Source organism: Kitasatospora sp. NPDC056531 (assembly GCF_042794375.1).
GTDB lineage: Bacteria > Actinomycetota > Actinomycetes > Streptomycetales > Streptomycetaceae > Kitasatospora.
The window spans coordinates 27,575-52,583 of the sequence record NZ_JBHTTU010000005.1; the positions used below are offsets into that span (position 1 = coordinate 27,575).

The following is a 25,009-nucleotide window of genomic DNA, read 5'->3' on the forward strand; positions in this document are numbered from 1 at the left end:
GGCGGCTCTGGAGGTTCCACATGATCACGGTGTGCCGGCTCGAGGACCTGCCCCCCGGCGAGGCCCTCCGGGTCACCGAGGGCGTCCCCTCCCCCATCGCCGTCTTCAACGCGGACGGCACCCTCTACGCCGTCGACGACACCTGCACGCACCAGGACGCGTCCCTCGCCGACGGCTGGCTGGAGGGCTGCCTCATCGAATGCCCCCTGCACGCCGCCTCGTTCGACCTGCGGACCGGCCGCCCCACCTGCCTCCCGGCGAAGGAGCCGCTGCGCACCCACCGGGTCTCCGTGCAGGACGGCTTCGTCCTGCTCGACATCCCCGTCGGCGAGCCGGCATGAGAACGATCGCCGTCGTCGGAGCCTCGCTCGCGGGCCTCGGCACCGCCCGTGAGCTCCGCTCCCAGGGGTACGACGGCTCCCTCGTGATCGTCGGCGAGGAGCGACACCGGCCGTACGACCGCCCGCCGCTGTCCAAGGAGTTCCTCAGAGGCGGCATCGACGCGGAAGCGCTCGCCCTGGGCACCCCGGACGAGTACCGGGAGCTGGGCGTGGACTGGCTGCTCGGTGAGCGGGCGGTGCGCCTCGATCCGGCGAGCCGGACGGTGACCCTGGCCGGCGGCCGCGAGCTGCGCACCGACGCGGTCGTCATCGCCACCGGCGCAAGCCCCTGGACGATCCCCGGCTCGGAAGGGCTGGCCGGCATCCACACCCTGCGCACGCTGGACGACGCCGAGGCCCTGCGCGCGGACCTCACCGACGGCCTGCCCCGGGTCGTCGTCATCGGCGCCGGTTTCATCGGCGCCGAGGTGGCCTCCACCGCTCACCGGCTGGGGTTGGACGTCACCGTCGTCGAGGCCGCCGATGTGCCCCTGGAGCGGGCGCTGGGTCGCGAGATGGGCCGGGTCTGCGCCTCGCTCCACACCGACCACGGGGTCCGCCTGCTGTGCGGCGTGGGCGTCGCCGACTTCGAAGGCGACGGCCGTGTCTCCGGTGTACGGCTGGCGGACGGACGCGTGCTGCCCGCCGAGGTCGTCGTGGTCGGCGTCGGGGTCCGTCCCGCGACGGGCTGGCTCGCGGGCTCCGGCGTCCGGGTGGACGACGGGGTGGTCTGCGATGCCGGGTGCGCGACGAGCCTCCCCACCGTGGTGGCCGTCGGCGATGTGGCCCGCTGCCCCAACCCCTTCACCGGGCGGCACGCGCGCATCGAGCACTGGACCAACGCGATGGAGCAGCCGAGGACCGCGGCCCGCACACTGCTGTCCGGTGCGTCCGCACCCGGACCCGCCTCCGCCCCCTACTTCTGGTCCGACCAGTACCAGGCGCGGATCCAGCTCGCCGGGCACGTCCGGCCGGGCGACGAACCCCGGATCGTCGAGGGGGACCTCGACAGCCGTTCCTTCGCTGCCGTGTACCTGCGGGACGGGCAGGCCGTCGCCGTACTCGCGATGAACCGGGCCAAGGCGTTCAACCGGCTCCGCCGCACCCTCGTCCCGGCCGTCGCGGTCGCAACCGGCTGAGCCTCGTTCCGCGCCCCGTCGGAGGGTCGCCGACGTCATCGCCGAGGCGCTGCTCCCCGGCTTCGACGCCGACAAGGCCACCGCCCTCAAGGCCCGCGTCACCACCCTCGCGGTGAAGCACCCGCTCTGCTGACGGCCGGGTTGCGGAACCTGGATGCCCGGCCGCCGGGAGTTCCGGCTGACTCCGAGGACCTGGGAGGCGGCAATCCGATCACTGCCGGCTGCTGTTCTGACGAGCTCGCACACCACGCTGCGCCGGTCACAGTCCGGCGGAGGTGCCGGCATCCGGCTGGGGCGCGCCCGTGTCTCGGCCTTGGATCGCCGCGGCGGCGCGGTGCAGTTCGGCGAGGACCGTCCGGACGGCCCTTCGTGCCGCACGCTCGGGCCGGTGGAGCACATCGATGTGTCGTCGGGCCTGGACTCCACTCAGCGGCCTGAGAACCACGTCGGGGTGTGGGCGGGCGGTCCAGCGCGGCATCAGTGCCAGGCCGCCGCCGGCGGCCACGGCCTCGGCGACCACCGCGAACTCGTTGATGCGGTGGACGATGTCGAGTCGGCGGTTGGCGACGCTGGCGATGGCCTCGATGGTGGCCATCAGTGGGAAGCCGTCGTGGACCGTGATCCACGGCTGGTCGGCCACGTCCCGCGGCGAGAGCTGCCGGTTCGAGGCGAGGGGGTGGCCGACCGGCAGGGCGACATCGAGGGGCTCGCGCAGCAGAGTGCCGGCGATCACGGTGCGCGGCCACGGCGGAGCGTGGTCAAGGCGGTGAGCGACCACAAGGTCGTAGTCACGGGTGAGGACGGGAAAGCGGTCCTGGGTGACATCTTCGTCGGCGAGAGCCAGTCGAGGACGACCCGGGCCGGCGAGGCTGCGCAGCAGAGGCGGAAAGAACGCCGAGGCCGCGCTGTGGAACGCCGCCACCGATACCTCACCGTCCGGTTGTTCGGTGAAGTCGGTGACGGCGTGGCGTGCTCTGGCCAGTGCGGTCTCCACCTCGATGGCCGCCCCCGCCAGGGCCTGCCCGGCGTCGGTCAGCACCACCCGGCGGCCGGCGCGTTCGGTGAGCGGTACGGGGATCGAACGCTGCAGCAGCCTCAGCTGCTGCGAAATCGCGGACGGCGTGACGTGCAGCGCCTCGGCGACCGCGGTGACACTCCCCAGTTCTCCCAGTTCCCGCAGGATCCGCAGCTGCCGCTCATCCACGCCGACAGTGTAGGGGTACTACAGGCTCGTTTAAGAAGTTGGTTGTGGCCTTCAACGCCCTGGTCGGGCAGCGTGGGGGCATGCCCGTTGCCCGCCGTACCGATGCAGTACTCCTCCTGGTCGCACTCGTCTGGGGCTCCAGCTACCTGGCAGCCAAGACGGCCACCGCCGCGCTCCCGGTCCTGGCAGTGCTGTTCGCCCGGTATGCGATCTCCGCGCTCGCGTGCGGCGCTCTGGTCGCCTCTCGACGCCGGACGCGCCGCTGGACCCGCGACGAGGTCCGCACCGGGTCCGTCCTGGGAGTCACCCAGGCGGCCGTTCTCGTGCTGGAGACCTACGGGGTGGCACACACCAGCGCCGCCAACGCCGGACTGATCATCAGCCTGACGATCGTGCTCACCCCCCTGATGGACCGCACCGGGGGCCGCAGCCTGCCCCCGACGTTCTTCCTCGCCGCCGGCCTCTGCGTCCTGGCCGTCGGGCTGCTCACCTCCAGCACCGGACTGCACGCACCACGACTCGGGGACGTCCTGATGCTTGCCGCCGCAGTCGTACGGGCCGGGCACGTCGCGCTCGTCGGACGGCTCACCGCCGACCGACCCATGGACCCGCTCCACCTGACAACCGCCCAAACCGTCGTCGGCTCGGCACTGTTCCTGCCAGCCGCCATCGCCCACCTGCCCGACCTGACCCGCAGCAGTGCTACCACCTGGACCCAGCTGATCTACCTCGCCCTGTGCTGCAGCGTGTTCGCCTTCCTCGCCCAGACCTGGGCCGTGCAACGCACCTCCGCCAGCCGGGCCAGCCTTCTGCTGGGAACCGAACCGATCTGGGCCGTCGCCATCGGGATCAGCCTCGGCGGCGAACGGCTCACGGTCTGGTCCGCCCTCGGTGCCGTACTGATGATCGCCGGGACCCACTGGGGGCAGACCATCGAGCGCACGCACCGCACCACGGCACAAACCGTGAAGGAATGCACCGCGTGCCGGACGACGACACCTACCAGCGCCTGATCACCCTGCTCGACACCACCCAGCCCCCTGCCGATCGCCGGTCCAGCTGTTCCCCGCCACCGCAGCCGGAACTCCGCGCGGCTCAGGCCGCCTTGCGGTGGCGGTAGAACTCGGCGTGGTCTGGTTCGAGGGGTGTGTTGCCGAGGATGATGTCGGCGGACTTCTCCGCGAGCATCATCACCGGGGCGTAGATGTTGCCGTTGGTGACGTACGGCATCGCCGAGGCGTCCACCACGTGCAGCCCCTCCAGGCCGTGGACCTGCATGGTGGTCGGGTCGATGACTGACATGTCGTCGGTCCCCATCTTGCAGGTGCAGGACGGGTGCAGAGCCGTCTCGCCGTCGCGGGCGACCCAGTCGAGGATCTGCTCGTCGGTCTCCACGGCGGGGCCGGGCGAGATCTCGCCGTCGCTGAACTCTGCGAAGGCGTCCTGGCCGAGGATGTGCCGGGTGACGCGGATGGCCTCGACCCACTCCCGCCGGTCCTGGGCGGTGGAGAGGTAGTTGAAGCGCAGCGCGGGGTGGACGCGGGGGTCGCGCGACTTGATCTTCACCGAGCCTCGTGCGTCCGAGTACATCGGGCCGATGTGCACCTGGTAGCCGTGCCCTCCGGCCGGCGCGGAGCCGTCGTAGCGGACGGCGATCGGCAGGAAGTGGAACATCAGGTTGGGGTAGTCGACGTCCTCGTTGCTGCGCACGAAGCCGCCGCCCTCGAAGTGGTTGGTCGCCCCCGGCCCGCTGCGCAGGAACAGCCACTGCGCGCCGATGAACGGCCGCCGCCAGAGCTGGAGTTGCGGCTGCACCGAGACGGGCTGCCTGCAGGCGTGCTGGACGTACACCTCCAGGTGGTCCTGGAGGTTCTCGCCGACGCCGGGCAGGTGGTGGACGGGCCTGATACCGAGGGCGGCCAGCTCGTCCGCGTTGCCGACGCCCGAAAGCTGAAGCAGTTGGGGGGAGTTGACCGCGCCTCCGGAGAGGATGATCTTCCCGCCCTGCACGCGCTCCAGCGAACCCCGGCGGGCGTACTCCACACCGACGGCCCGCTTGCCGTCGAAGAGTACGCGGGTGGCGAGCGCCCGGGTCCGCACTTCGAGGTTCGGGCGGCCCATGACGGGGTGCAGGTACGCGCGGGCGGCACTGAGGCGGCGGCCGCGGTGCAGGTTGCGGTCGAAGGGGGCGAAGCCCTCCTGGCGGTGACCGTTGACGTCATCGGTCAGCGGGTACCCGGCCTGCTGGACGGCCTCGAAGAAGGCGCCGAAGAGCGGATTGGTGACCGGCCCGCGCTCCATGACGAGCGGGCCGTCGTGGCCACGGAAACCGGGGCCATCAGCCGCTCCGCGCCGGGCCTCCCGGTCGGCCAGGCAGTTCTCCATCTTCTTGAAGTACGGCAGGCAGTGCGCGTAGTCCCAGGTCTTCATGCCTGGGTCGGCACCCCAGCGCTCGTAGTCCAGCGGGTTGCCGCGCTGGAAGATCATGCCGTTGATGCTGCTGGAGCCGCCGAGGACCTTGCCCCGGGCGTGGTAGATCCGCCGTCCGTTCATGAACGGCTCGGGCTCGGACTCGTACTTCCAGTCGTAGAAGCGGCTCCCGATCGGGAAGGTCAGGGCGGCCGGCATGTGGATGAAGACGTCCCACGGGTAGTCGGGCCGCCCGGCCTCCAGTACCAGCACCCGGTTCCCCGGGTCCGAGCTCAGCCGGGCCGCGAGCGCACAACCGGCCGATCCTCCGCCGACGATGATGAAGTCGTACTGCTGAAAGGTCATGTGTTCCTGCCGTAGCTGTCGGCGCCCGGTGGGTGCGGTACCGCAACCAGGCGGTTGTCGGGCGATGGCGAGGCGGGATGGGGCAGGGGAACTGACGTTCAACACGACGTCGACAGCAAGTTTCCTCAAGTGAAACCAGCTCCGTATGGCGCAACAGTCTCCGCGCGGCTCGGATCGGCGTCAAGCCGCACCAGCCTGTGATGCCAGGTTTTCTGCCGAGGCCAGTCCCTCCCGACTGTTGTGGGTGGCGCAACTGTGTGCGTAATCTGAAACAGCTTGGTTGCCCTCCACACGTCAGGGAGGCGAGTCACGATGGCTGCACGCCGCCGACGGTCGGCCGCGGCTGCTCATCCTGGTCTCCCGGTTCCCGGCCACCCCGCCGCCCCACTCAGGAGCCCAGGAGTCCTGCCATGTCCCATCAGCTTCCCGAGCACCCCGACTGGCTGTGGCGCACGCCCGACCCGAGGCCGTCCTACGACGTCGTCATCGTCGGCGCGGGCGGCCACGGACTGGCCACCGCCTACTACCTGGCCCGCAACCACGGCATCACCAACGTCGCGGTGCTCGAACGTGGTTGGCTGGCCGGCGGCAACATGGCACGCAACACCACGATCATCCGCTCGAACTACCTCTGCGAGGAGAGCGCGGCGATCTACGAGCACGCGCTGAAACTGTGGGAGGAGCTGCCGGAGGAGCTGGAGTACGACTTCCTGTTCAGCCAGCGCGGCGTGCTCAACCTCGCGCACACCCTGCAGGACGTCCGTGAGGGCACCCGGCGGGTCAACGCCAACCGGCTCGGCGGGGTCGACGCCGAGTGGCTCGACCCGGACGAGGTCCGCGCCTTCTGCCCGATCGTCAACACCTCGCCGGACGTGCGCTACCCGGTCCTCGGTGCGACCCTCCAGCCCCGCGCGGGCATCGCCAAGCACGACCACGTCGCCTGGGCCCTGGCGCGCAAGGCCGACGAGTACGGCATCGACCTGATCCAGAACTGCGAGGTGACCGGCTTCGTCCGCGACGGCGAGCGGGTCGTCGGCGTCGAGACCACCCGCGGCCGGATCGCCGCCGGCCGGGTCGCGCTGGCCGCCGCCGGGCACACCAGCACCCTCGCCGACCTGCTCGGCCTGCGTCTGCCGCTCCAGAGCCACCCGCTGCAGGCCCTGGTCTCCGAACTGCTCGAACCCGTGCACCCGACCGTCGTCATGTCCAACCACGTGCACGTGTACGTCAGCCAGGCACACAAGGGCGAACTGGTCATGGGCGCGGGAATCGACTCGTACAACGGCTACGGCCAGCGCGGCTCGTTCCACCAGATCGAGCACCAGATGGCGGCGGCCCTCGAACTGTTCCCGGTCTTCGCCCGAGCCCACGTGCTGCGTACCTGGGGCGGCATCGTCGACGTCACCCCGGACGCCTCGCCGATCATCGGACCGACTCCGATCGAGAACCTCTACCTCAACTGCGGCTGGGGAACCGGCGGTTTCAAGGCGACACCCTCCTCGGGCTGGGTCTACGCCCACACCATCGCCACCGGTGAGCCGCACCCGCTGAACGAGCCCTTCGCGCTGGAACGCTTCACCACCGGCGCCCTCATCGACGAGCACGGCGCCGCCGCCGTCGCACACTGAGCCCTCAACCCTCACAGGAGGACACATGCTGCTCATCGCCTGTCCCTGGTGCGGGGAGCGCGACGAGACCGAGTTCCACTACGGCGGCCAGGCCCACGTCGCGTGTCCGGCCGACCCCGAGGCGCTCTCCGACACCGAGTGGGCCGAGTACGTCTTCGTCCGCGACAACCCCAAGGGCCCGTTCGCGGAGCGCTGGTCCCACGCCGCCGGATGCCGCCGCTGGTTCAACGTCATCCGCCACACCGTCACCCACGACATCCTGGCCGTCTACCCGGCCGGGCAGCCGAAGCCCGAGGTGAACGCATGACCCACCGCCTCCCCGAGGGCGGTCGCGTCGATCGCACGACCGTGCTGCGGTTCAGCTACGACGGGGTCGAGTACTCCGGGCTGCGCGGCGACACCCTCGCCTCCGCACTGCTCGCCAACGACGTCCTCGGCACCGCCCCCAGCCTCTACCGCGAGCGCCCACGCGGGATCGTCACGGCGGGCGTCGACGAGCCCCACGCACTGGTGCAGGTCGACGGCCCCTGCTCGGAACCGATGCTGCTCGCCACCACGGTCGAGCTGTACGACGGGCTGCGGGCCAGCAGCCTGCGGGGCCGGGGCCGGCTCGACGAGGCGCCCGACGAGGCCGTCCACGACAAGATGCACCTCCACACCGACGTCCTCGTCGTCGGCGGCGGCCCGGCGGGACTTGCCGCCGCACTCGCCGCCGGGCGCTCCGGAGCCCGGGTCGTCCTGGTCGACGACCAGCCGGAGCTCGGTGGCGCGCTGCTCAGCGGCCGCGAGGAGATCGACGGGCGCCCCGCACTCGACTGGGTCGAAGCCGTCCACGGCGAACTCGCCGGCCAGCCCGAGACCCGGATCCTCACCCGCGCCACCGCGATCGGCTACCACGACCACAACTACCTGCTGGTCGCCGAGCGCCGCACCGACCACCTGGGCCCGCACCCCGTCCCGGGCGTGTCCCGCCAGAGGCTCTGGCACCTGAGGGCCCGCCAGGTCGTCCTGGCGACCGGGTCGCACGAGCGTCCGATGGTGTTCGCGGGCAACGACCGCCCCGGGGTGATGTCGGCCGCCGCCGTCCGCAGCTACCTCAACCGGTACGCGGTCCTCCCCGGCCGGCGCGCCGTCGTGTTCACCACCAACGACCACGCCTACGCCACGGCCCTCGAACTCGCCGCGGCCGGCGCCGAAGTGGCCGCACTGGTGGACACCCGCCCGCAGCCGCCGGCCACGCTGGTCGCCGCCGCACACCGCGTCGGGATCGAGGTGCTCCCCGGGTCCGCCGTGGTCGCGACCGCCGGTGCGAAACGGATCACGGCGGTGCGGATCAGCGGACTGACGGGCGGTGACGCGCTGACCGGGCCGGTACGCGAGGTGGCCTGCGACCTGCTCGCCGTCTCGGGCGGCTGGAGCCCGGCGGTGCAGCTGTGGAGCCAGTCCCGGGGCACCGTGCGGTACGCGGAGGCGATCGCCGCGTTCGTCCCGGACGTGAACGCCCAGCGCGTCCAGGCCGTCGGAGCCGGGCGCGGCACGTACGACCTCGCCGGCTGCCTCGGCGAGGGCTTCTCGGCCGGAGCGGAGGCCGCGACCCGCGCCGGGTTCCCCGCAGCCGTCCCACCGGTGCCACCCGGCACGGGCGACGAGCCGCCCGCGCCGCCGCGTCCGGTCTGGATCGTGCCCGGCGAGGACGGCGAACCGGCCACCTGGCGCGACCACTTCATCGACTCCCAGCGCGACGCGACCGTCGCCGACGTCCAGCGGGCGATCCGGGCCGGGATGCGCTCCGTCGAGCACATCAAGCGCTACACCACCATCGGCACCGCCCACGACCAGGGCAAGGGCTGCGGGGTGAATGCGATCGGCGCCATCGCCCGCCTGTTGGGGGCGAGTTCACCCGGCGAGGTGGGCACCACCACCTTCCGCGGCCCGTACGTACCCGTCTCCTTCGCCCTCCTCGCCGGGCGCGAACGCGGCCCGCTCTTCGACCCGGTGCGCACCACGCCGATCCACCCCTGGCACGTCCGGCACGGCGCGGTCTTCGAGAACGTCGGCCAGTGGAAGCGCCCCCGGTACTACCCGGAGGCGAATGAGGACATGGACGCCGCCGTGCTGCGGGAGTGCCGAGCGGCCCGCGAAGGCGTCGCGGTCATGGACGCCTCCACCCTCGGAAAGATCGACATCATCGGCCCCGACGCCGGGGCCTTCCTGGACCGCATCTATACCAACGGCTTCGCCGAACTGGCCGTCGGATCGGCCCGTTACGGCATCATGTGCCGCCCCGACGGCATGGTCCTCGACGACGGCGTCACCGTGCGGCTCGCCGACGACCACTACTACCTGACGACGACCACGGGCAACGCGGCGGCCGTGTTCGACTGGCTCGAGGAGTGGCTGCAGACCGAGTGGCCCGAGCTGCGCGTGCGCTGCACCTCGGTGACCGAGCAGTGGTCCACCGTCGCCGTCGTCGGCCCCCGGTCCCGTGAGGTCCTCGCCGTCCTCGCGCCCGGTCTGGACGTCTCCAACGAGGCATTCCCGTTCATGACGGCCCGTCAGACCGGACTGGCCAACGGCATCCCGGCCCGGATCTGCCGCATCTCCTTCTCCGGCGAGCTGGCGTACGAGATCAACGTCGCGAGCTGGTTCGGCCTCGCCGTGTGGGAGGCCGTGATCGCGGCGGGCGGCCCGGCCGGAATCACCCCCTACGGCACCGAGACCATGCACGTGCTACGCGCGGAGAAGGGCTACCCCATCGTCGGCCAGGACACGGACGGCACGGTCACCCCGCAGGACCTCGGCATGGAGTGGATCGTCTCCCGCCGCAAGCACTTCGTCGGCAAGCGGTCCTTCCGGCGGGCGGACACCGCGCGGGCCGACCGGAAGCACCTGGTCGCGCTGCTGCCGGTCGACCGCGCCGAGTTGCTGCCGGAGGGCTCTCAGCTGGTGGCCGAGGGCGTCGACACCACGGCCGGCCCGGTGCCCTCGCTCGGCCACGTGACCTCCAGCTACCGCAGCGCCGCGCTCGGCCGGACCTTCGCTCTCGCCCTCGTCCGAGGCGGCCGGGACAGGATCGGCGAGACCGTCCTCGCACCGCTCGCAGACGGCCGCACGGTCGCCGCGACCATCGCCGACCCCGTCCTCTACGACCCGAAGGGAGCCCGCCGTGACGGTTGACCAGCTGCGGCAGAGTCCGCTCGGACACCTCGCCGACACTCCTCCAGCCTCCGGCCGGGGGTACCCCCATCTCGGCCCTGCTGTCACCGGCGAACGAGGCGTCCGGCTGCGCGAGGTCCCGTTCCATGCCCAGCTCAACCTCCGGCTCGACCCGGCCGGCGCGGCCGCAGCACGGGTCGGCACGGCGCTCGGCGCGGCTCTGCCGGCCCAGGCCGACACCGCCGTCCGAGCAGGCGACCTCCAGTTGCTGTGGCTGGGCCCGGACGAGTGGCTCGTCGTCGGCCCCGACGGCTCGGGGCCGACCACCGAGTGGCTTCTGCGCGCGGCGCTGGCAGACGAGCCCGGATCGGTCGTGGACGTCTCCGCCAACCGCACGACGCTCGAACTGACCGGCCCGGCCGCACGCCAGGTGCTGGAGAAGGGCTGCTCACTCGATCTCCACCCGCGCGCCTTCGCGCCGGGCCGCTGCGCCCAGACGACGGTGTCCAAGGTCAACGTGGTGCTCCACCAGCTCGACGAGGCGCCGTCGTACCGGCTCCTGGTCCGCGGGTCGTTCGCCCAGTACCTCGCGGACTGGTTGCTCGACGCGATGGAGGAGTACCGACACCCGCCACTCCCCGACCTCCCCTGACGGTGCGGGATTCACTCCTCGAGTACATGCACGCTTGTTCAGGTGGCGTCGAGCGGGCCGGTGCACTCCTGACGTCGTGCCAGTGCAGCTCGGGGCCCGCCATCGGCCCGGCGTAGACACCCCGGTCCGGTCCAGGCCGTGAGCCGGCCCGCCAGTAGGGCAAGGACCCCGCACGCGCGCCCTGCATCCGGCCGTGCCGTGCCCGATCTTGGTGGTTAATTTCAACTTTCATGCTGAGAGGCCGAGTTGGAGTCTGGCGAGGTGACTGTGGTTGGCGCGGTCGAGGGGGTGGCCGTTCCAACAGGAGTGGAGGCGGATGAGGTTGAGGGCGGTGGCGCTGGTGGTGTGGTCGAGGTGGGTCTTGGGCAGGCCGCGGTAGCGGGCTCGGCGTAGTCCGGTCGTGTGGGTGGCCTGGCGGATGGTGCCCTCGACGCCGGCGCGGAGCGCGTAGTCGCGTTGCCAGGTTCCGGTCTGCTGTCGGTTGCGGGCGTCGCGGATGGCCTCGGTGAGTTCGCGGGGGTAGAGGCTGAGCTGGCGGCGGTTTTTGCGGGAGCTGGTGCATTGCTCCTTGAAGGGGCAGGGAATGCAGTCGAGGGCGGCGAAGGTGACGACGGTCTTGGGCACCCCGTTTTGGATGTTCGGTGTCCAGGTGGCGCTGGTCTTCCCGGCTGGGCAGACGGCCTGCTGATTGTCCCAGTCGATGGTGAAGTCGTCGGCGGCGAACCCTTCTTGGGCTTTGGCTTGGCGGGAGGTGTCGAGCAGGACCGGAGTGATCAGGGCGACGCCGTAGGTCTTGGCCGAGCCCACGATCAGTTCGGCACTCGGGTAGCCGGAGTCGAGGTAGTGCCGCGCGGGCAGGAGCCGACGGCGCTGGAGCGCCTGATGGATCGGTTCCAGGGCCTTGGAGTCCGGGAGGGTGGAGGCGGTGGTGGCCACGTTCGTGATGATGTTCGGCCGGGCGGGGCGGTCGCCGTCGGCCTGCGGGTGGCATGTCTCCGAGACGTGGAGCTTGTACCCGTTCCAGAACATGTCCTGTTTGGCCGACCAGCGGGCGTCGGTGTCATAGGGGGAGGCCAGGCGTATCGGGCCGGGCGGCAGCCCGTCGCCCCCGTCCTCGGCGCTCTCGCGACGCTTGACGCGGATATGCCCGTTGCCGGCCGTGGTGCGGATGTAGTTCTGCACCAGCACGATTCGCAGGCTCTGCACGGCCGGCAGCTCACGCAGCCATGCCGGGGAGCCGTGTGCATACACCGCTTGCAGCAAGGTGTATCCGTCCTTGGCGTAGTCGAGCGCGAGCGCGTCCTGCTTGGCCTTGGAGGTGGGAAGGCGCCAGGTGTCGATCCGGTCCGCGTAGCGGCGGCTCCAGTCCTCCACGACCAGCACCTGATCGACCCAGCCGGGACAGGCGGCGGCCAGCGCGTTCAGGGCCGCGCGGACGCTTTCGCCGGCCAGCTCAAGCCGGTTCAGATCCCGCACCGCCGCCACGATATGCGTGGAGTCAGTGCGCTGGCCGCCGCCCGCGCCCACCAGGCCCAGCCCGCGTAGACGCTCCAGCAGCAGGTCCAGCGCCCGCTCCTCCAGCTCGTGGGTGACGACGCGGGAGCGGAACTCCGACAGCACACTGTGGTCGAACCCCGGATCCTCCAAGCTCAGACCCAGTGCGTACTTCCACGCCAGGTTCTCCCGGACCTCGTCCGCCGCCTGCCGGTCGGTCAGGTTCGCGGCCTTCTGCAGGACCGTGACCAGCGCGAGCCGGCCCGGCGACCAGCCCGGCTTGCCCGCCCGGCCGAACGCGTCGGCGAAGGCCGCGTCCGGGAACAGCTCACCGAGCCGGTCACGGACCTGCACCGCCAGCGGCGCCTCCCGCTTGCCCCGGTACATCGCCCGGATCGCCGCCGCGATCTGCGGATCAGGCTGGGGCCAGGGCTGCGGCTGCACCGACACGACATGCTCCGATCCAAGACAAGGCCCGAGAGATCACCAGCGCTCATGATCCACTGCACCGTGGCCACGCTGCCACCCCTGCCCCAAGGAACAAGTCCCAGACCGCTCCCCAGACCGCCCCAAAGCATCCCAACTCGGAGTCATCACAAGGAACTTGAAATTAGCCACCAAGATCGGGCCCTTGCCGAAAACCTCATCCACCCTGCTCAGGCAGCATGTTGATACTCATGGAGAAGGCCGCCGAGCCGGTCGCGCTGTCGTATGTCGAGGCGGGTGATCTGCCCTGGATCGGCGATCGGTTGGGGGAGCGGGCGGAGGGGGCGGGCGTTGGCGACGCCCTGGTGGGCGCGATGCCCGTTATAGAACGTCTCGAACTCGCGCAGGGCGTACAGGAGATGGCACTGGTTCCAGATCAATGTCCGGTCCAGCAGCTCACGGCGGCGGGTCTGCACCCATCGCTCCATGACCGAGTTCATCCTCGGTATCCGGACGCCGCTGAGTACCACCTCGATGCCCGCGTCCATGAGTACCTCGTCGAACAACTGCGGGAACTTCCCGTCACGGTCCCGGATCAGATAGCAGGCCCGGCAGCCGGCGTCCTCGAGGTCCATCACCAGATTCCTTGCTGCCTGGGCCACCCAGGACGCGGTCGGATGCACGGTTGCGCCCAGGATCCGGATCCGGCGGTTGGTGTGCTCGATCACCGCGAACACGTACAGGCGGGCCCCGGACAGAGTGACGGTTTCGAAGAAGTCGCACGCCAGGAGCGCGTCTGCTTGGGAGCGCAGGAAGTCCGCCCAGGTACTGGAGGTCCGATCGGGCGACGGCGGGATACCGGCCTCCTTCAAGATCTCCCACACCGTGGACGCGGCCACCTTCACGCCGAGGACCAGCAGCTCCCCGTGAAGGCGCCGGTAGCCCCAGGTCAGATTTTCTGCAGCCAGGCGCAGGACCAGGGCGCGGATGGAGCATACGGTACGCGGCCGGCCTCCGCACTTGGGCCGGGACCGGGCAGCGAGACGGCGGGCGACCAGGTCGCGGTGCCACCGCAGCACGGTGTCCGGCCGCACCAGCAGCCGCATCCGGTGCAGCACGTTGCGCGGCAGGCCGCTGAGCAGAGCCGCCAGGAACGCCCGGTCGCTCGCTTCGAACCGGACCCGCTGCCCACCCAGCTGCCGTTCCAGCACCACGATCTGATGGCGCAGGGCCAGGATCTCCACTTCCTTGTCGCGGTCGCTCATCGGCAGCAAACGCAGCACCGCGAACACGTTGGTCACGCCCAGGTACGCCAGTCTCAGCAGCACGATCCATCAGCCTGACACGCTCATCCGACACCCGTGGCCATTCGTGAGAACGCGCAGGTCACAGGCCCTGGATAAGGTTTTCGGCAGGGCAGGCGGGCGGCGGGCCGCGCCGCGATCCCCGGGTCCGGGCGGCCACCGCGGTCCGCTCCCGCCCGGGAGCTCGAACCGGGACGTCAAACCGTTTGCAAGGATCCGTCAAGAGTGCTGGGAAAGGCTGCGTCGTGTCCGCGCGGCCGCCCGGACGCGGCCCGCGAACCGGGCCGGTCGAACGGCCGTGGCGGGCGCCCGGTCGCCGGGCACCCCCACGTCTACCACTCTCGTACGGAGATCCCTATGCGGCAGCGCCCGAAACTCGTCCTGGTCGGTCAGTTCTCCGCTCTTCCCTGGGTGTTCGAGGCCGCGGAGCGCGCCGGTGTCGACCTGATCCTGGTGCCCCGGGGTGACGACGACGTCGAGCGGGCCCGCAAGGCCGCCGGGGTGGTCGAACTCCTGCCGCTGGACGTCGACGGGGACCACGACGCGGCGCTGGCCGCGCTGGTGGAGCGGTTCGGCCGCGAGCCGTTCGACGGGATCATGGCGGGCAACGAGAAGGCCGTCCCCTTCGTAGCCCGGGCCGCGCGGGTGCTCGGGCTCACCGGACTGGCCGAGGAGGCGGCGGAGGTGGTCAGGGACAAGCGCAGCATGCGCCGCCTGCTGCGCGCCGCAGGCCTGGCCGTCCCCGGGTTCGTCGCCGTCGGCCACCCGGACGACTGGGCGGACGCGGCGGGCCTGCGCTTCCCGGTCGTGGTCAAGCCGGCCAACGGCTACTCGAGCCTCGGCGTGATCCGGGTCGACTCCGGCCAGGAGCTGGAGCGGGCGGTGCGCACCACCTGGGCGCTGGGCAACGCCCACCTCGGGTACGACGACGCGGCGGCCGAGGGCTGCGGGGTGCTGGTCGAGGAGTACCTGGACGGCCCCGAGATCTCCGCCGAGTCGCTGGTGCACCGCGGCCGGGTCCGGGTCTGCGCCATCAGCTACAAGGGCGAGTTGAGCGGACCGTACTTCGAGGAGACCACGGTGCGGGCCCCCGCCCAGCTCCCGGCCGACGTGCTGGCGGCCGTCGAGCGCGAGGTGGTCGGCGCGCACCACGCCTTCGGCATCACCGAGGGCACCACCCACACCGAACTGCGCCTGGTCTCGGGCACCCGGCCGGTCCTGCTGGAGATGGGGGCGCGGATCGGCGGCGGCGGGTTAATGCACCACTTGGTGCACGTCAGCAGCGGGATCGACCTCGCGGCGGAGGCGGTCCGCATCCACCTCGGCCGGGAACCCGAGTGCTGGACCGGCGAGCCGGTGGGCACCGGCCACGCGGCGGCCTACCTGGTGCCGGTGGGCAGCGGCGGCCGGATCGCCCGGGTGCACGGCCTGGACGAGGTGCGCGGCGAGCCCTGCGTGGACCACGTGGCGCAGACCGTCGGCCCCGGCGCGTTCCTGCGGCCGTATCCGGACTGGTCGGGGTACCCGGCGATCGTGCTGTCGCAGCACCCCTCGGACGCCGCGGCGGTGGAGTTCCGTGACCATCTCTCACGGACCCTCAGGGTCGAGTACGAAGGGCAGAACTGACGTGCCGACCCGGCCGGCCAGGGCGCCGTGGGGGCTTCCGGGCCCGTTCTGGTGGCTCTGGGGCGGGACGCTGGTCACCTCCGCGGGCGGCTTCGTGGTGCCGTTCATGGCGATCTACCTCACCACAGTGCGCGGCTACTCGGTCTTCTTCACCGGCCTGACCCTGACCACGTTCGGGGTGGGCAGCGGGATCGCCTCGCTGTTCGGCGGCATCCTGGCGGACCGGATCGGGCGGCGGACGGTGCTGCTGGCGAGTGAAGTCCTCACCGTCACCGGCATGCTGGGGCTCGGCCTGACCCACGGCCGGGCGCCGGTCCTGCTGTTCACCCTCACGGTGGGGGTGGGCCTGAACGCCACCCGCCCGGCGCGGGCGGCGGCCGTCGCGGACCTGGTGACACCCGAGGACCTGCCGCGGGCGTACGCGCTGATCTACTGGGCGACCAACCTGGGTTTCTCGGCGGCCGCCGTCACGGCGGGTCTCGCGGCGTCCCACGGCTTCCTGCTGCTGTTCCTGGTCAACGCGCTGGCCAATCTGCTCGCCGGTGTCATGGTCTACCTGCGGGTGCCGGAGACCCGGCCGCCGCCGGGCACCGGCCGGGCGGCGGGCGCGGCCGGGGCGGCGGGGGCGGTGCACCGGGCGCCGGCGTTCCTGGTCCTGCTGGGCTCGGTGCTGCTGCTCGGGCTGATCTTCCAACAGCCGCTGGTGGCACTGCCGCTGGCGATGACGGCGGACGGGCTGTCCGCCGCCGACTACGGCGCGGCGATGATGATGAACGGCCTGGTCATCGCAGTGCTCCAGCTCCCGCTGACCCGGTTGGCGGGGCGGCTGCGGCCGGAGCACGCGCTGGCCGCGGCGACCTTGGTGACCGGCCTCGGCATGGGGCTGACCGCCGGCGTGCACGGCACCGCCGGGTACGGGGCGACTGTCGTGCTGTGGAGCCTCGGCGAGATCGTGGTCTGGCCGACCTGCATGGCGCTGGTGGCCGTGCTGTCGCCACCCGGCCGGCAGGGCGGCTACCAGGGCTGGTTCCTGTCGACCTGGAGCGTGTCGGTGGCGCTGGCGCCGGTGCTCAGCGGCCGGGTGATCGAGGCCTCCGGCACCGCGACGGTGTGGGGTGCCTGCTCGTGCCTGGCCGTGGTCTGCGCCGGGGGCCACCTGCTGCTGGCCCGGCTGCGCGGGGACCGCCGGGCCGAGGCCGTGCCCGGCAGCAAGGAGACCGCCACGTTCCCCTGATCCGGCCCCAGCTCCAGCCCGACCCGCCCGCCAAGCCGCTCTTGTGACGGCCCGGCGGCTCCCCCGTACCCGCGTGCGGTGCTCCGGCGCGGACCCGTTCCTGTCACCTTCCGTAGCCGTCAAGATGGACACGTATCCCTGTCCGATGGTGGGTTTTATGACCCTCTCATCCGGGGTAGCCTGGCAGCGTTCATGATTCATATGACAGTGACATGGCTAAGCCCCGCGCTGCCCCGCCGCGTCGTACGCATACGGATCACGGCTGGTCGCGCCAAGGGAGGCACCACCATTTCCGCCCCACGCCGTCCTCGTCGCACCACATCCAGACGCCTGGCCTGAGAGCGCCCGGCACCACTCCCGTCGACGGCTCCCGCGCCCTCCCCAGCCCCCCAGCACCATCGGATCAGCAACCGTCGGTGACGGCAGGGGGCGGCCACCACACGGGACCGGCGACTCCCTGAGGCCCCCGCCGTTCGTACCCCCGCACGGCTGGCTGCCGCGACATCCCCGGCCATGTTCGGACATTACCTGAATCACGCCATGACGCGGGCTCACCCCTGCGGCCATCGCGGATGCACCAGCTGTCTTGCTTGACGGGATGTGATGAGATGAGCCAAGTTGACCACGCAGCTGCCGATCTCGTGTTACGGACCCCCGCGCCGATCCGGGTGCTGGGACAGATGTCGGTGCAGGCCGGCCGGCGGGAGCTGGACCTGGGCCCACCGCGACAACGGGCTTTGCTGGCACTGCTGCTGATCAACGCGGGCCAGGTGGTGTCGGTCTCCGGGATCATCAACGCCATCTGGGGCTCCTCGCCGCCACAGGCGGTGGTCGGCACCCTCCAGTCGTACGTCTCCCGGCTGCGCAAGGCGATCGACAGCCACGCCCCCGGACCGCCCAAGGACCGCCTGCTGGCCCTGCGCTATCAGGCCCCCGGCTACGTCCTGGAGGTCGATCGGGACTGCATCGACGCCAGCCGGTTCCAGTCCGCGGTCGAGAGCGGGCGCGAGCAGTTCGCCCGCGGAGACCTGGCCGCGGCCCGCAGCACCACCGACGACGCGCTCGGTCTGTGGCACGGCTCCCCGTACGGGGAGCTGGCCGCCTACGACTTCGCCCAGCTGGAGTCCGCCCGGCTCGAACAGCTGCGCCTGATGGGCCTGCAGACCTGGGCCGACGCCTGCCTGGGCCTCGCCCGCTTCGACGAGGTGGTGCGCGAACTCGACGACGAGGTCCGGCGTAACCCGATGCTTGAACGCCTCGGCTGCCAACTCATGCTGGCGCAGTACCACTGCGGCCAGCCCGCCGAGGCGCTGCTGACCTTCGAACGGATCCGCGCACACCTCGCCGAGGAGCTGGGCGCCGACACCAGCAAGGAACTCCAGGAGCTGCACGGGGCGATTCTGCGTCAGGACCTCGTGTACGCGGGCCGGCCAGCCGCTTCCCCGGCCGCCCCCCGCCCCCGCCTCACCGTGGTCACCGACGTCGACGCCCTGCGGCCGCCCGACCCGACCCCCGCCCCCGCGCCCGAACCGCCGCGCTCCGCGCCGGCCCCCGTGCCGCTCCCCGCACCGGCCGGGCACCTGGTCGGCCGGACCCGGGAGCTGGACACCCTTCGGGCGCTGACCGGGCCGGGCCGCCGCGGCCGTACCGTCCTGGTGATCGGTGAACAGGGCGTCGGCAAGACCCGGCTACTCCAGGAACTGGAGAGCGGACTGCCGGCCGCCGGCATGGACGCCCTCTGGGCGCACTGCGCCGCCGGACCCGAACTCCCGGACTACTGGCTGTGGACCCGGGTCGTCCGCAAGCTGCGCCGCACCAGGGCCCACGAGCTGGCCTCGCTGCCCGAGCCGGTCCTGGACGCCCTCGGCATGCTGCGCCCGGACCGGACCCCGGGCCTCGCGGGCGCCGAGGCGGCACTCTCTCCCGCCCAACACCTGGCCTACCAGGACGCGGTCTGCCAGGCCCTGCTGACGGCCGCCCGCCGCCCGCTGGCGCTCTTCCTGGAGGACCTGCACCTCGCCGACACCCGCACCCTGGCCCTGCTCCAGCTGCTCACCAAGGAGATCCGCGACACCGACCTGCTGGTGGTCGCGACCGTCCGGGAGCACCGGCTCGCCCTGCGCCCCGAACTCGGGCGCGCGGTGGCCGACCTGCTCCAGGAGGTCGCCGCCGAGTACATGCACCTCAACGTGCTCTCGCTCGCCGAGACCAGGGTGCTGATCGACCGCACCGACGGCGAGCCGCTCACCTGGGACCTGGTGTCGGCCGCGCACCGTGCCACCGGCGGCAATCCGTACCTGCTCACCAAGCTGCGGCCGTCGGCCGGCGCCGTGGCCGACCCCGCCGAACTGACCGCCGCGGTCTCCTTCGACCTGCGCCTGGTGTTGCGTGCGCGCCTCGCAGAGTGCCCGGAGGGCGTCACCCGGGTGCTGCAGGCCTGTGCGGTGATCGGCCCGACCGTGGACCGCCGGCTGCTCACCGACGTGCTGGCCGGGCTGGGCGAACCGCCGGGCCTGATCAACGAGGCCTTGCACAGCGGGCTGCTGAGTCCTGACCCGGTCGACCCGCACGGCTTCCGGTTCGCCCAGGGCCTGGTGCGGGACATGCTGCTCGCCGACCTCGACCCGGTCCACCGCGCCCGGCTGCACCACCGGGTGGCGGGTGCGCTGGCCGACGGCGCGGTCGGCACGGCCCGCACCGACTGCGCCGAGACCATCGGCTACCACTGCGGCCGGGCGGCGCAGGAACTCGACCTGCACGAGGCGGTGCAGCCCTTGGTCGGCCTGGCCGACCTCGCCGAGCGCCGGCTGCTGCACTCCGAGGCCTACGCCTGGCTGTCGCATGCCATCGACGTGCTGCACGGGCAGCCCCGGGACCGATCCGTCGCGGCCGAACTGGAGCTGCAGAAGCGGGTCGTCTGGCTGCTGTCCATGACCCGCGGGTACGGGTCGCCGGCGGTCACGGATGCCTGTACCCGGGTGGAGGTGCTGCAGAGGACCCTCGACAACACCCGGCCGACCGCGCTGCTGGCCTCCCGGGTCATCATGCACCTGGCCGGCGGCGACCACCCCCGGGTGTCCGGACTGGTCGCGCTGTTGGACGAGTTGGCCGAGCACGGCGGCGGGACCGAGGCCCGAACGGCCGCGTGCTACGGCAAGGGCGTGCTGCGGTACACCGCCGGCCGACTGGAAGAGGCCGTCACCGAACTGGAGTGTGGGCTCCCGCTGGTCGATGCGCAAGGCGAGCAGGAACGGCCGGACCGGTTCATGGGCCTGTCCCGCAGCGACCCCAGGATCAACTACCGGGCCCACCTGGCCGTCAGCCACGTCCTGCTCGGCGACACCGCGGCCGCCGAACGCTACCGCGAGCAACTGCTGCAGTTCTCCGAGTCGGACAGCTACGACCGGCCGTGGGACCGCGCCTTCGCACTGTACGCCGACGCGCTGCTGGCCGTGCTCGACGGGGACGTGGAACGGGCCTGGCAGGCCAGCACCGCCGGGGTCGACCTGACCGTGCGCTGCCAGCTGAGCCACTGGCAGTACATGCTCGCCGTCCTGCTCGGCTGGGCCGAGGTGCACCGCGGCCGGCCCGGCATCGGCTTGCGGCGGATGCGCTGGGCCCTGGACGCGGCCTCCCGGTCCGGCACGGTGTTCCGGCGGGCCCTGCACCTGGGGCTGCTCGCCGAGGCGGAGCACCACGCCGGGATGCCGGACCTGGCCCGTGCGACGGTACGGACCATGGCCGACGAGATCGAGCTACGGGGCGAGTACGTGCTGCGGCGGCCGCAGTGGCCGTTCGCCGCGCTGCTCGCCGGGGCGCGATAGCCCGCGGCGGCAGCGCGGTCGGTCCGCCGCGCTGCCGCCGCGGACCGGGTCCGTCGACCGGTCAGCGCACGTGTCCGTCGGGGTCCACCCGGGAGAGCACCGACCGTAGGCCGTCGACGAGTTGGTCCGCGTCCTGCCGGGTGAACACCAGCGGCGGGTTGATCACCAGCGCGTACGGGTTGGTCCGCAGGATGATGCCGGCCTGCTCGCGCAGCGCGTCCGCCACCTCGGTGGTGCCGTGCGGCAGCGGGCGCCGGCCCGCCCGGTCCGAGGTCAGCTCGACGGCCAGCATCAGCCCGACCCCGCGGACCTCCCCGACCACCGGCAGGTCCAGCAACTGCGCCAGCCGGCCTTGCAGATGACCGCCGACGGCGGTGGCGTTGGCCAGCAGTCCCTCGCGTTCGATGATGTCCAGGTTGGCCAGCGCGACGGCGCACGCGGTCGGGTGCCCGGTGTAGGTGTAGCCCACCGGGAAGCCCTGCTCAGCGGTGATTGCGTCGGCGACCGCGTCGGTGACCAGTACGGCGCCGTGCGGGATGTACCCCGAGGTGAGGCCCTTGGCGGTGACCAGGATGTCGGGCACCACCCCGAAGTGCTCGCTGGCGAACCAGTGCCCGGTGCGGCCGTACCCGGTAACCACCTCGTCCAGGATCAGCAGGATGCCGTAGGAGCGCAGCAGTTCGGCGACGCGCGGCCAGTAGTCGGCCGGCGGGACGACCGCGCCGATGCCGCCCATCACCGGTTCGCCGATCATCGCGGCGATCCGCTCCGGTCCGATCCGCTCGATCGACTCCCGCAGTTCGGCCAGGCAGAACTCGGTGACGTCCGTGCCGGAGAACAGCTCCTCGCGGTAGGGGTGCGGCGGTGTCAGGAAGTGCACGTTCGGCATGCTGGGGCCGAACCCGTTGTGGTAGACCGGGAATCCGGACACGCCGCCGCTGCCGTAGCCGATGCCGTGGTAGCCCATCGTACGCGCCAGGATCCAGGTGCGCTGCGGCTCGCCGCGCCGGTGGTGGTACAGCCGCGCCATCCGTAGCGCGATCTCGTTGCCCTCCGCGCCCCCGCTGGTGAAGTACGTCCGGCGCAGCGGATCCGGGGCCAACTCGGCGAGCCGGGTTGCGAGTTCCACCGCACGATCGTTGGTCACGGTGCCCCAGGTGTGGAAGTACTCCAGCCGGGTCATCTGGTCGGCGGCGGCCCGGGCGAGCTCCGCGCGGCCGTGGCCCACCTGGGTCACCCCGAGGACGGCGGAGGCGTCCAGGTACTCGCGGCCGGCCGCGTCGGTGACCCGGCAGCCCGCGCCGGAGACCAGGACGGTGCGGTCCGTCCGGTGGGCCGGCAGCGTGGGGTGGATGAGCGTCGCGCGGTCCGCGGCCGCGAGCCCGGTGCCGGTCGCACCGGGGGCGGTGGCAGTTGCTGGGTTCAAAGCGAGCTCCTTCGGATCGGATGAGGCCCGCCACCAGGCTGTCAGCGACGCCTTGGCGCCCGTTGGACGTCCCGCTCCGCGCCGCCACCCGCCCGGCCGCGCCGGCCGCCGCCGGGGCCGGCCGGCCGACAGGCGGTGCGTCAAACGATTCGCAAGAACCCGGTGCCACCGTCGACCCCACCCTCCCCGTATCCAGCCGCGGCGTCGCGGCACGGCACGAAAGGACCACCAGTGAAGTCCATCCTCTTCTACCTGCCGACCGTCGGCAGCCATGACCAGGTGCTCAAGGGCATGTCGGGGGTGAACCGGCAGAACTACCAGAACATGCTCTGGCAGCTCACCCAGCAGGCCAAGGCGGCCGACGAACTCGGCTACTGGGGACTGTCGTTCACCGAGCACCACTTCCACGTCGAGGGCTTCGAGGTCTCCAACAACCCGATCATGCTGGGCCTGTACCTGGCCATGCAGACCAAGCACATCAGGGTCGGCCAGATGGCCAACGTGCTGCCGTTCCACAACCCGCTGCGGCTGGCCGAGGACCTGGCGATGCTCGACCACATGACCCGGGGCCGGACCTTCGTCGGGATCGCGCGCGGCTTCCAGAAGCGGTGGGCCGAGATCATGGGCCAGCCGTTCGGGGTCGGCGGGACGCTGTCCGACGCCGGCGCCAACGACGTGCGCAACCGGGCGCTGTTCGAGGAGCACTGGGAGATCCTCAAGAAGGCGTGGACCACCGAAACCTTCTCGCACACCGGCGCCCAGTGGACGATCCCGCCCAAAGACCTGGAGTTTCCCTACGACGCGGTCCGCAGCTTCGGCCGTGGCCTCGACGAGAACGGCGTGGTGCAGGAGGTCGGCATCGCCCCGAAGCCGTACCAGCACCCGCACCCGCCGGTGTTCCAGCCGTTCAGCTTCAGCGAGGACACCTTCCGGTTCTGTGCCCGCGAGGGTGTGGTGCCGATCCTGATGAACACCGACGACCAGATCGTCCGCCGCCTGATGGACCTCTACCAGGAGGAGGCCGAGGCCGCCGGGCACGGCCGGCTGCGGCGCGGCGAGCGGGTCGGGGTGATGAAGGACGTGCTGGTGGCCAGGGACGCCGACGAGGCCCACCACTGGGCGGCCCGCGGCGGCGGCTTCATCTTCGAGAACTGGTTCGGCCCGATGGGGTTCACCGAGAGCCTGCGCCACGTCGGTGAGACCGGACCGATCGGCGCGGACTACCGGACCCTGGTCGAGCGGGGCCTCGAATGGGTCGGCACCCCCGACGACATCAACCGCAAGATCGAGAAGCTGGTGACCCGGCACGACCCCGAGTACCTGCTGCAGTGCCAGTACTCCGGCCTGATCCCGCACGACGTGCAGATGCGCAGCCTGGAGCTCTGGGCGACCGAGATCGCGCCCAACTGGCTGTGAACCCGGCGGCGGTGGGACACCTTCCGCCACGACACCGACCGACCGTCCGGCCCCCGCGGGGCCGCTCATCACAGAGGAGAAGCCGGTGGACCACCGCGTCTTCGAACTGGACAGCCTCCCGCTGGCTGACGGAGGGACCCTGCCGTCGGCCAGGATCGCCTACGCGGCCCACGGGACGCTCGACGCCGAGGGCCGCAACGTCGTGCTGTGCCCGTCCTACTTCGGCGGCGACCACACCGCGTACGACTGGCTGATCGGGGACGGCAGACCGCTGGACACCAGCCGGTACTGCGTCATCACCGTCGGCCTGTTCGGCAACGGCGTGTCCAGCTCGCCGAGCAACCACCCGCTGGGGGCGGCTTTCCCCCGGATCAGCCCGCAGGACAACGTCAACGCCCAGTACCGGCTGCTCACCGAGGAGCTGGGGGTCAACGAACTGGCGCTGGTGACCGGCTGGTCGATGGGCGCGGCACACGCCTACCAGTGGGCGGTGTCGTACCCGCAGATGGTCCGCCGGATCGCGCCGGTCTGCGGGTCGGCGGTGACCAGCGAGCACAACCAGGTGTTCCTGGCGGCGCTGGCCGCCGCGCTGCGCGCCGACGGGGGCGCCGAACGGGGCCGGCGGGCCGCGGGCCGGGTCTTCGCCGGGTGGGCGGCCTCGCACCCGTTCTGGGCCGAGGGCGGGTACCGGGAGCTGGGCTTCGACTCCCGGGAGACGTACCTCACCGGCTTCTGGGAGGAGTTCTTCGTCGCCGGGCCGTCCACCGAGGACCTGCTGACCATGGTCGGGACCTGGGCCGGTGCCGACGTGGGGGCGACGCCCGGTTTCGGCGGCCGGGCAGAGGCCGCGCTGGGCTCGGTCACGGCCGAGGCCGTGCTGCTGCCCGGCGCCCGTGACCTGTGCTTCGCGGTGGAGGACGAGGCGAGGGCGGCCACCCTGATGCCGCGCGCCGCCCTGCGGGTGATCCCGGGCGTGTGGGGCCACCTGGCCGGTGCGGGGGCGACCGCCGCCGACCGGGAGTTCATCGGCGACGCGATCTCCGCCCTGCTGGCCGGGCGGCCGGCGCCGGCGGCCGCCTGACGGCCGGCCCCGTACGCGGCTGGGGGCGCAAGGAGGGGGGATCCCCTGGGGGGAGGACGTCCTGCCCCCCCTCCGTTGCTTTTGTTGGTTTCGTTGTATCGTTGGTTTTTTCCCTCCCCCCCCCCCCCTTTCCTTCCCCCCCCCTCTCTGCCCCCCCCCCCCCCGGTTCCGGGCCCGGCCCCCGCCTCCCGCCGCCGACCGGACGTCCCCGCAGGTCGCGCCCGGTGGATCGGTAGACTCGGCC

17 protein-coding genes are annotated in these 25,009 nt (G+C 71.8%); 12 read left to right on the forward strand and 5 right to left on the reverse strand.

The annotated features are described in order from the left end of the window. Nucleotides 1-20 precede the first annotated feature (20 nt). Nucleotides 21-341 carry a bifunctional 3-phenylpropionate/cinnamic acid dioxygenase ferredoxin subunit gene (locus ACFQ87_RS07835; protein ID WP_380609714.1) on the forward strand — a complete coding sequence of 107 codons (321 nt, stop codon included), beginning with the start codon at nucleotides 21-23 and terminating at the stop codon, nucleotides 339-341. Then, on the forward strand, nucleotides 338-1,519 hold the full coding sequence (locus ACFQ87_RS07840; protein WP_380609715.1) for an NAD(P)/FAD-dependent oxidoreductase: 1,182 nt from the start codon (nucleotides 338-340) through the stop codon (nucleotides 1,517-1,519). Before ACFQ87_RS07835 ends, ACFQ87_RS07840 begins: the two co-directional genes overlap by 4 nt. 259 nt (nucleotides 1,520-1,778) lie before the next feature. On the opposite strand, the gene ACFQ87_RS07845 is transcribed toward ACFQ87_RS07840, so the two are convergent. Then, on the reverse strand, nucleotides 1,779-2,723 hold the full coding sequence (locus ACFQ87_RS07845) for a LysR family transcriptional regulator (RefSeq protein ID WP_380609716.1): 945 nt from the start codon (nucleotides 2,721-2,723) through the stop codon (nucleotides 1,779-1,781). Nucleotides 2,724-2,803: 80 nt separating this feature from the next. Between ACFQ87_RS07845 and ACFQ87_RS07850 the strand changes: the two genes are divergently transcribed. Further along, nucleotides 2,804-3,736 carry a DMT family transporter gene (locus tag ACFQ87_RS07850; RefSeq protein WP_380609912.1) on the forward strand — a complete coding sequence of 311 codons (933 nt, stop codon included), beginning with the start codon at nucleotides 2,804-2,806 and terminating at the stop codon, nucleotides 3,734-3,736. A gap of 82 nt (nucleotides 3,737-3,818) precedes the next feature. Here ACFQ87_RS07850 and betA read toward each other — a convergent pair whose 3' ends face one another. Beyond that, a complete protein-coding gene (gene betA, locus ACFQ87_RS07855) occupies nucleotides 3,819-5,498 on the reverse strand; it encodes a choline dehydrogenase (protein WP_380609717.1) in 1,680 nt (559 codons plus the stop codon). A 410-nt stretch (nucleotides 5,499-5,908) separates the two neighbouring features. Between betA and ACFQ87_RS07860 the strand changes: the two genes are divergently transcribed. From ACFQ87_RS07860 to ACFQ87_RS07875, 4 genes are read left to right on the forward strand one after another with little or no spacing between them, the layout of a single operon-like run. Then, nucleotides 5,909-7,126: a sarcosine oxidase subunit beta family protein gene (locus tag ACFQ87_RS07860; RefSeq protein WP_380609718.1), complete on the forward strand. Its 1,218-nt coding sequence runs from the start codon at nucleotides 5,909-5,911 to the stop codon at nucleotides 7,124-7,126. 25 nt (nucleotides 7,127-7,151) lie between these two features. Next, nucleotides 7,152-7,433 (forward strand): sarcosine oxidase subunit delta, encoded by a 282-nt coding sequence (locus ACFQ87_RS07865; RefSeq protein WP_380609719.1) that lies wholly within the window; start codon nucleotides 7,152-7,154, stop codon nucleotides 7,431-7,433. Then, on the forward strand, nucleotides 7,430-10,303 hold the full coding sequence (locus ACFQ87_RS07870; protein WP_380609720.1) for a sarcosine oxidase subunit alpha family protein: 2,874 nt from the start codon (nucleotides 7,430-7,432) through the stop codon (nucleotides 10,301-10,303). The genes ACFQ87_RS07865 and ACFQ87_RS07870 overlap by 4 nt, the downstream gene beginning before the upstream one ends. Beyond that, the gene (locus ACFQ87_RS07875) at nucleotides 10,293-10,934 is read left to right on the forward strand and encodes a sarcosine oxidase subunit gamma (protein WP_380609721.1); all 642 of its coding nucleotides are present in this window, start codon (nucleotides 10,293-10,295) and stop codon (nucleotides 10,932-10,934) included. Before ACFQ87_RS07870 ends, ACFQ87_RS07875 begins: the two co-directional genes overlap by 11 nt. Nucleotides 10,935-11,162: 228 nt before the next feature. Here ACFQ87_RS07875 and ACFQ87_RS07880 read toward each other — a convergent pair whose 3' ends face one another. Both ACFQ87_RS07880 and ACFQ87_RS07885 read right to left on the reverse strand, forming a co-directional pair. Beyond that, nucleotides 11,163-12,878 carry an IS1182 family transposase gene (locus tag ACFQ87_RS07880; protein ID WP_380609722.1) on the reverse strand — a complete coding sequence of 572 codons (1,716 nt, stop codon included), beginning with the start codon at nucleotides 12,876-12,878 and terminating at the stop codon, nucleotides 11,163-11,165. 206 nt (nucleotides 12,879-13,084) lie between these two features. Beyond that, nucleotides 13,085-14,182, reverse strand: coding sequence for an integrase (locus tag ACFQ87_RS07885; RefSeq protein ID WP_380609723.1), 1,098 nt, complete (start codon nucleotides 14,180-14,182; stop codon nucleotides 13,085-13,087). Between the two features lie 333 nt (nucleotides 14,183-14,515). Between ACFQ87_RS07885 and ACFQ87_RS07890 the strand changes: the two genes are divergently transcribed. The 3 genes from ACFQ87_RS07890 (at nucleotide 14,516) to ACFQ87_RS07900 (ending at nucleotide 20,842) form a co-directional block, all read left to right on the forward strand. After that, complete coding sequence (locus tag ACFQ87_RS07890; protein ID WP_380609724.1) at nucleotides 14,516-15,784, forward strand: ATP-grasp domain-containing protein; 1,269 nt, start codon at nucleotides 14,516-14,518, stop codon at nucleotides 15,782-15,784. Nucleotide 15,785: 1 nt separating this feature from the next. Then, nucleotides 15,786-17,018, forward strand: a complete 1,233-nt coding sequence (locus tag ACFQ87_RS07895) for an MDR family MFS transporter (RefSeq protein WP_380609725.1) — start codon at nucleotides 15,786-15,788, stop codon at nucleotides 17,016-17,018. A gap of 608 nt (nucleotides 17,019-17,626) precedes the next feature. Further along, nucleotides 17,627-20,842 carry a BTAD domain-containing putative transcriptional regulator gene (locus ACFQ87_RS07900; RefSeq protein ID WP_380609726.1) on the forward strand — a complete coding sequence of 1,072 codons (3,216 nt, stop codon included), beginning with the start codon at nucleotides 17,627-17,629 and terminating at the stop codon, nucleotides 20,840-20,842. A 61-nt stretch (nucleotides 20,843-20,903) separates the two neighbouring features. On the opposite strand, the gene ACFQ87_RS07905 is transcribed toward ACFQ87_RS07900, so the two are convergent. Next, a complete protein-coding gene (locus ACFQ87_RS07905) occupies nucleotides 20,904-22,268 on the reverse strand; it encodes an aspartate aminotransferase family protein (protein ID WP_380609727.1) in 1,365 nt (454 codons plus the stop codon). Nucleotides 22,269-22,499: 231 nt separating this feature from the next. Between ACFQ87_RS07905 and ACFQ87_RS07910 the strand changes: the two genes are divergently transcribed. Beyond that, on the forward strand, nucleotides 22,500-23,684 hold the full coding sequence (locus ACFQ87_RS07910; protein ID WP_355669355.1) for an LLM class flavin-dependent oxidoreductase: 1,185 nt from the start codon (nucleotides 22,500-22,502) through the stop codon (nucleotides 23,682-23,684). A gap of 85 nt (nucleotides 23,685-23,769) precedes the next feature. Continuing rightward, nucleotides 23,770-24,765, forward strand: coding sequence for an alpha/beta fold hydrolase (locus ACFQ87_RS07915; protein WP_380609728.1), 996 nt, complete (start codon nucleotides 23,770-23,772; stop codon nucleotides 24,763-24,765). The last annotated feature ends 244 nt before the right edge of the window (nucleotides 24,766-25,009 follow it).

Bases quoted from the DNA above. Each gene is read 5' to 3' on its own strand.
- ACFQ87_RS07835 (WP_380609714.1), top strand. From the start codon at position 21: ATGATCACGGTGTGCCGGCTCGAGGACCTGCCCCCCGGCGAGGCCCTC.
- ACFQ87_RS07840 (WP_380609715.1), top strand. From the start codon at position 338: ATGAGAACGATCGCCGTCGTCGGAGCCTCGCTCGCGGGCCTCGGCACC.
- ACFQ87_RS07850 (WP_380609912.1), top strand. From the start codon at position 2,804: ATGCCCGTTGCCCGCCGTACCGATGCAGTACTCCTCCTGGTCGCACTC.
- betA (WP_380609717.1), bottom strand. From the start codon at position 5,498: ATGACCTTTCAGCAGTACGACTTCATCATCGTCGGCGGAGGATCGGCC.
- ACFQ87_RS07860 (WP_380609718.1), top strand. From the start codon at position 5,909: ATGTCCCATCAGCTTCCCGAGCACCCCGACTGGCTGTGGCGCACGCCC.
- ACFQ87_RS07865 (WP_380609719.1), top strand. From the start codon at position 7,152: ATGCTGCTCATCGCCTGTCCCTGGTGCGGGGAGCGCGACGAGACCGAG.
- ACFQ87_RS07870 (WP_380609720.1), top strand. From the start codon at position 7,430: ATGACCCACCGCCTCCCCGAGGGCGGTCGCGTCGATCGCACGACCGTG.
- ACFQ87_RS07890 (WP_380609724.1), top strand. From the start codon at position 14,516: ATGCGGCAGCGCCCGAAACTCGTCCTGGTCGGTCAGTTCTCCGCTCTT.
- ACFQ87_RS07900 (WP_380609726.1), top strand. From the start codon at position 17,627: ATGAGCCAAGTTGACCACGCAGCTGCCGATCTCGTGTTACGGACCCCC.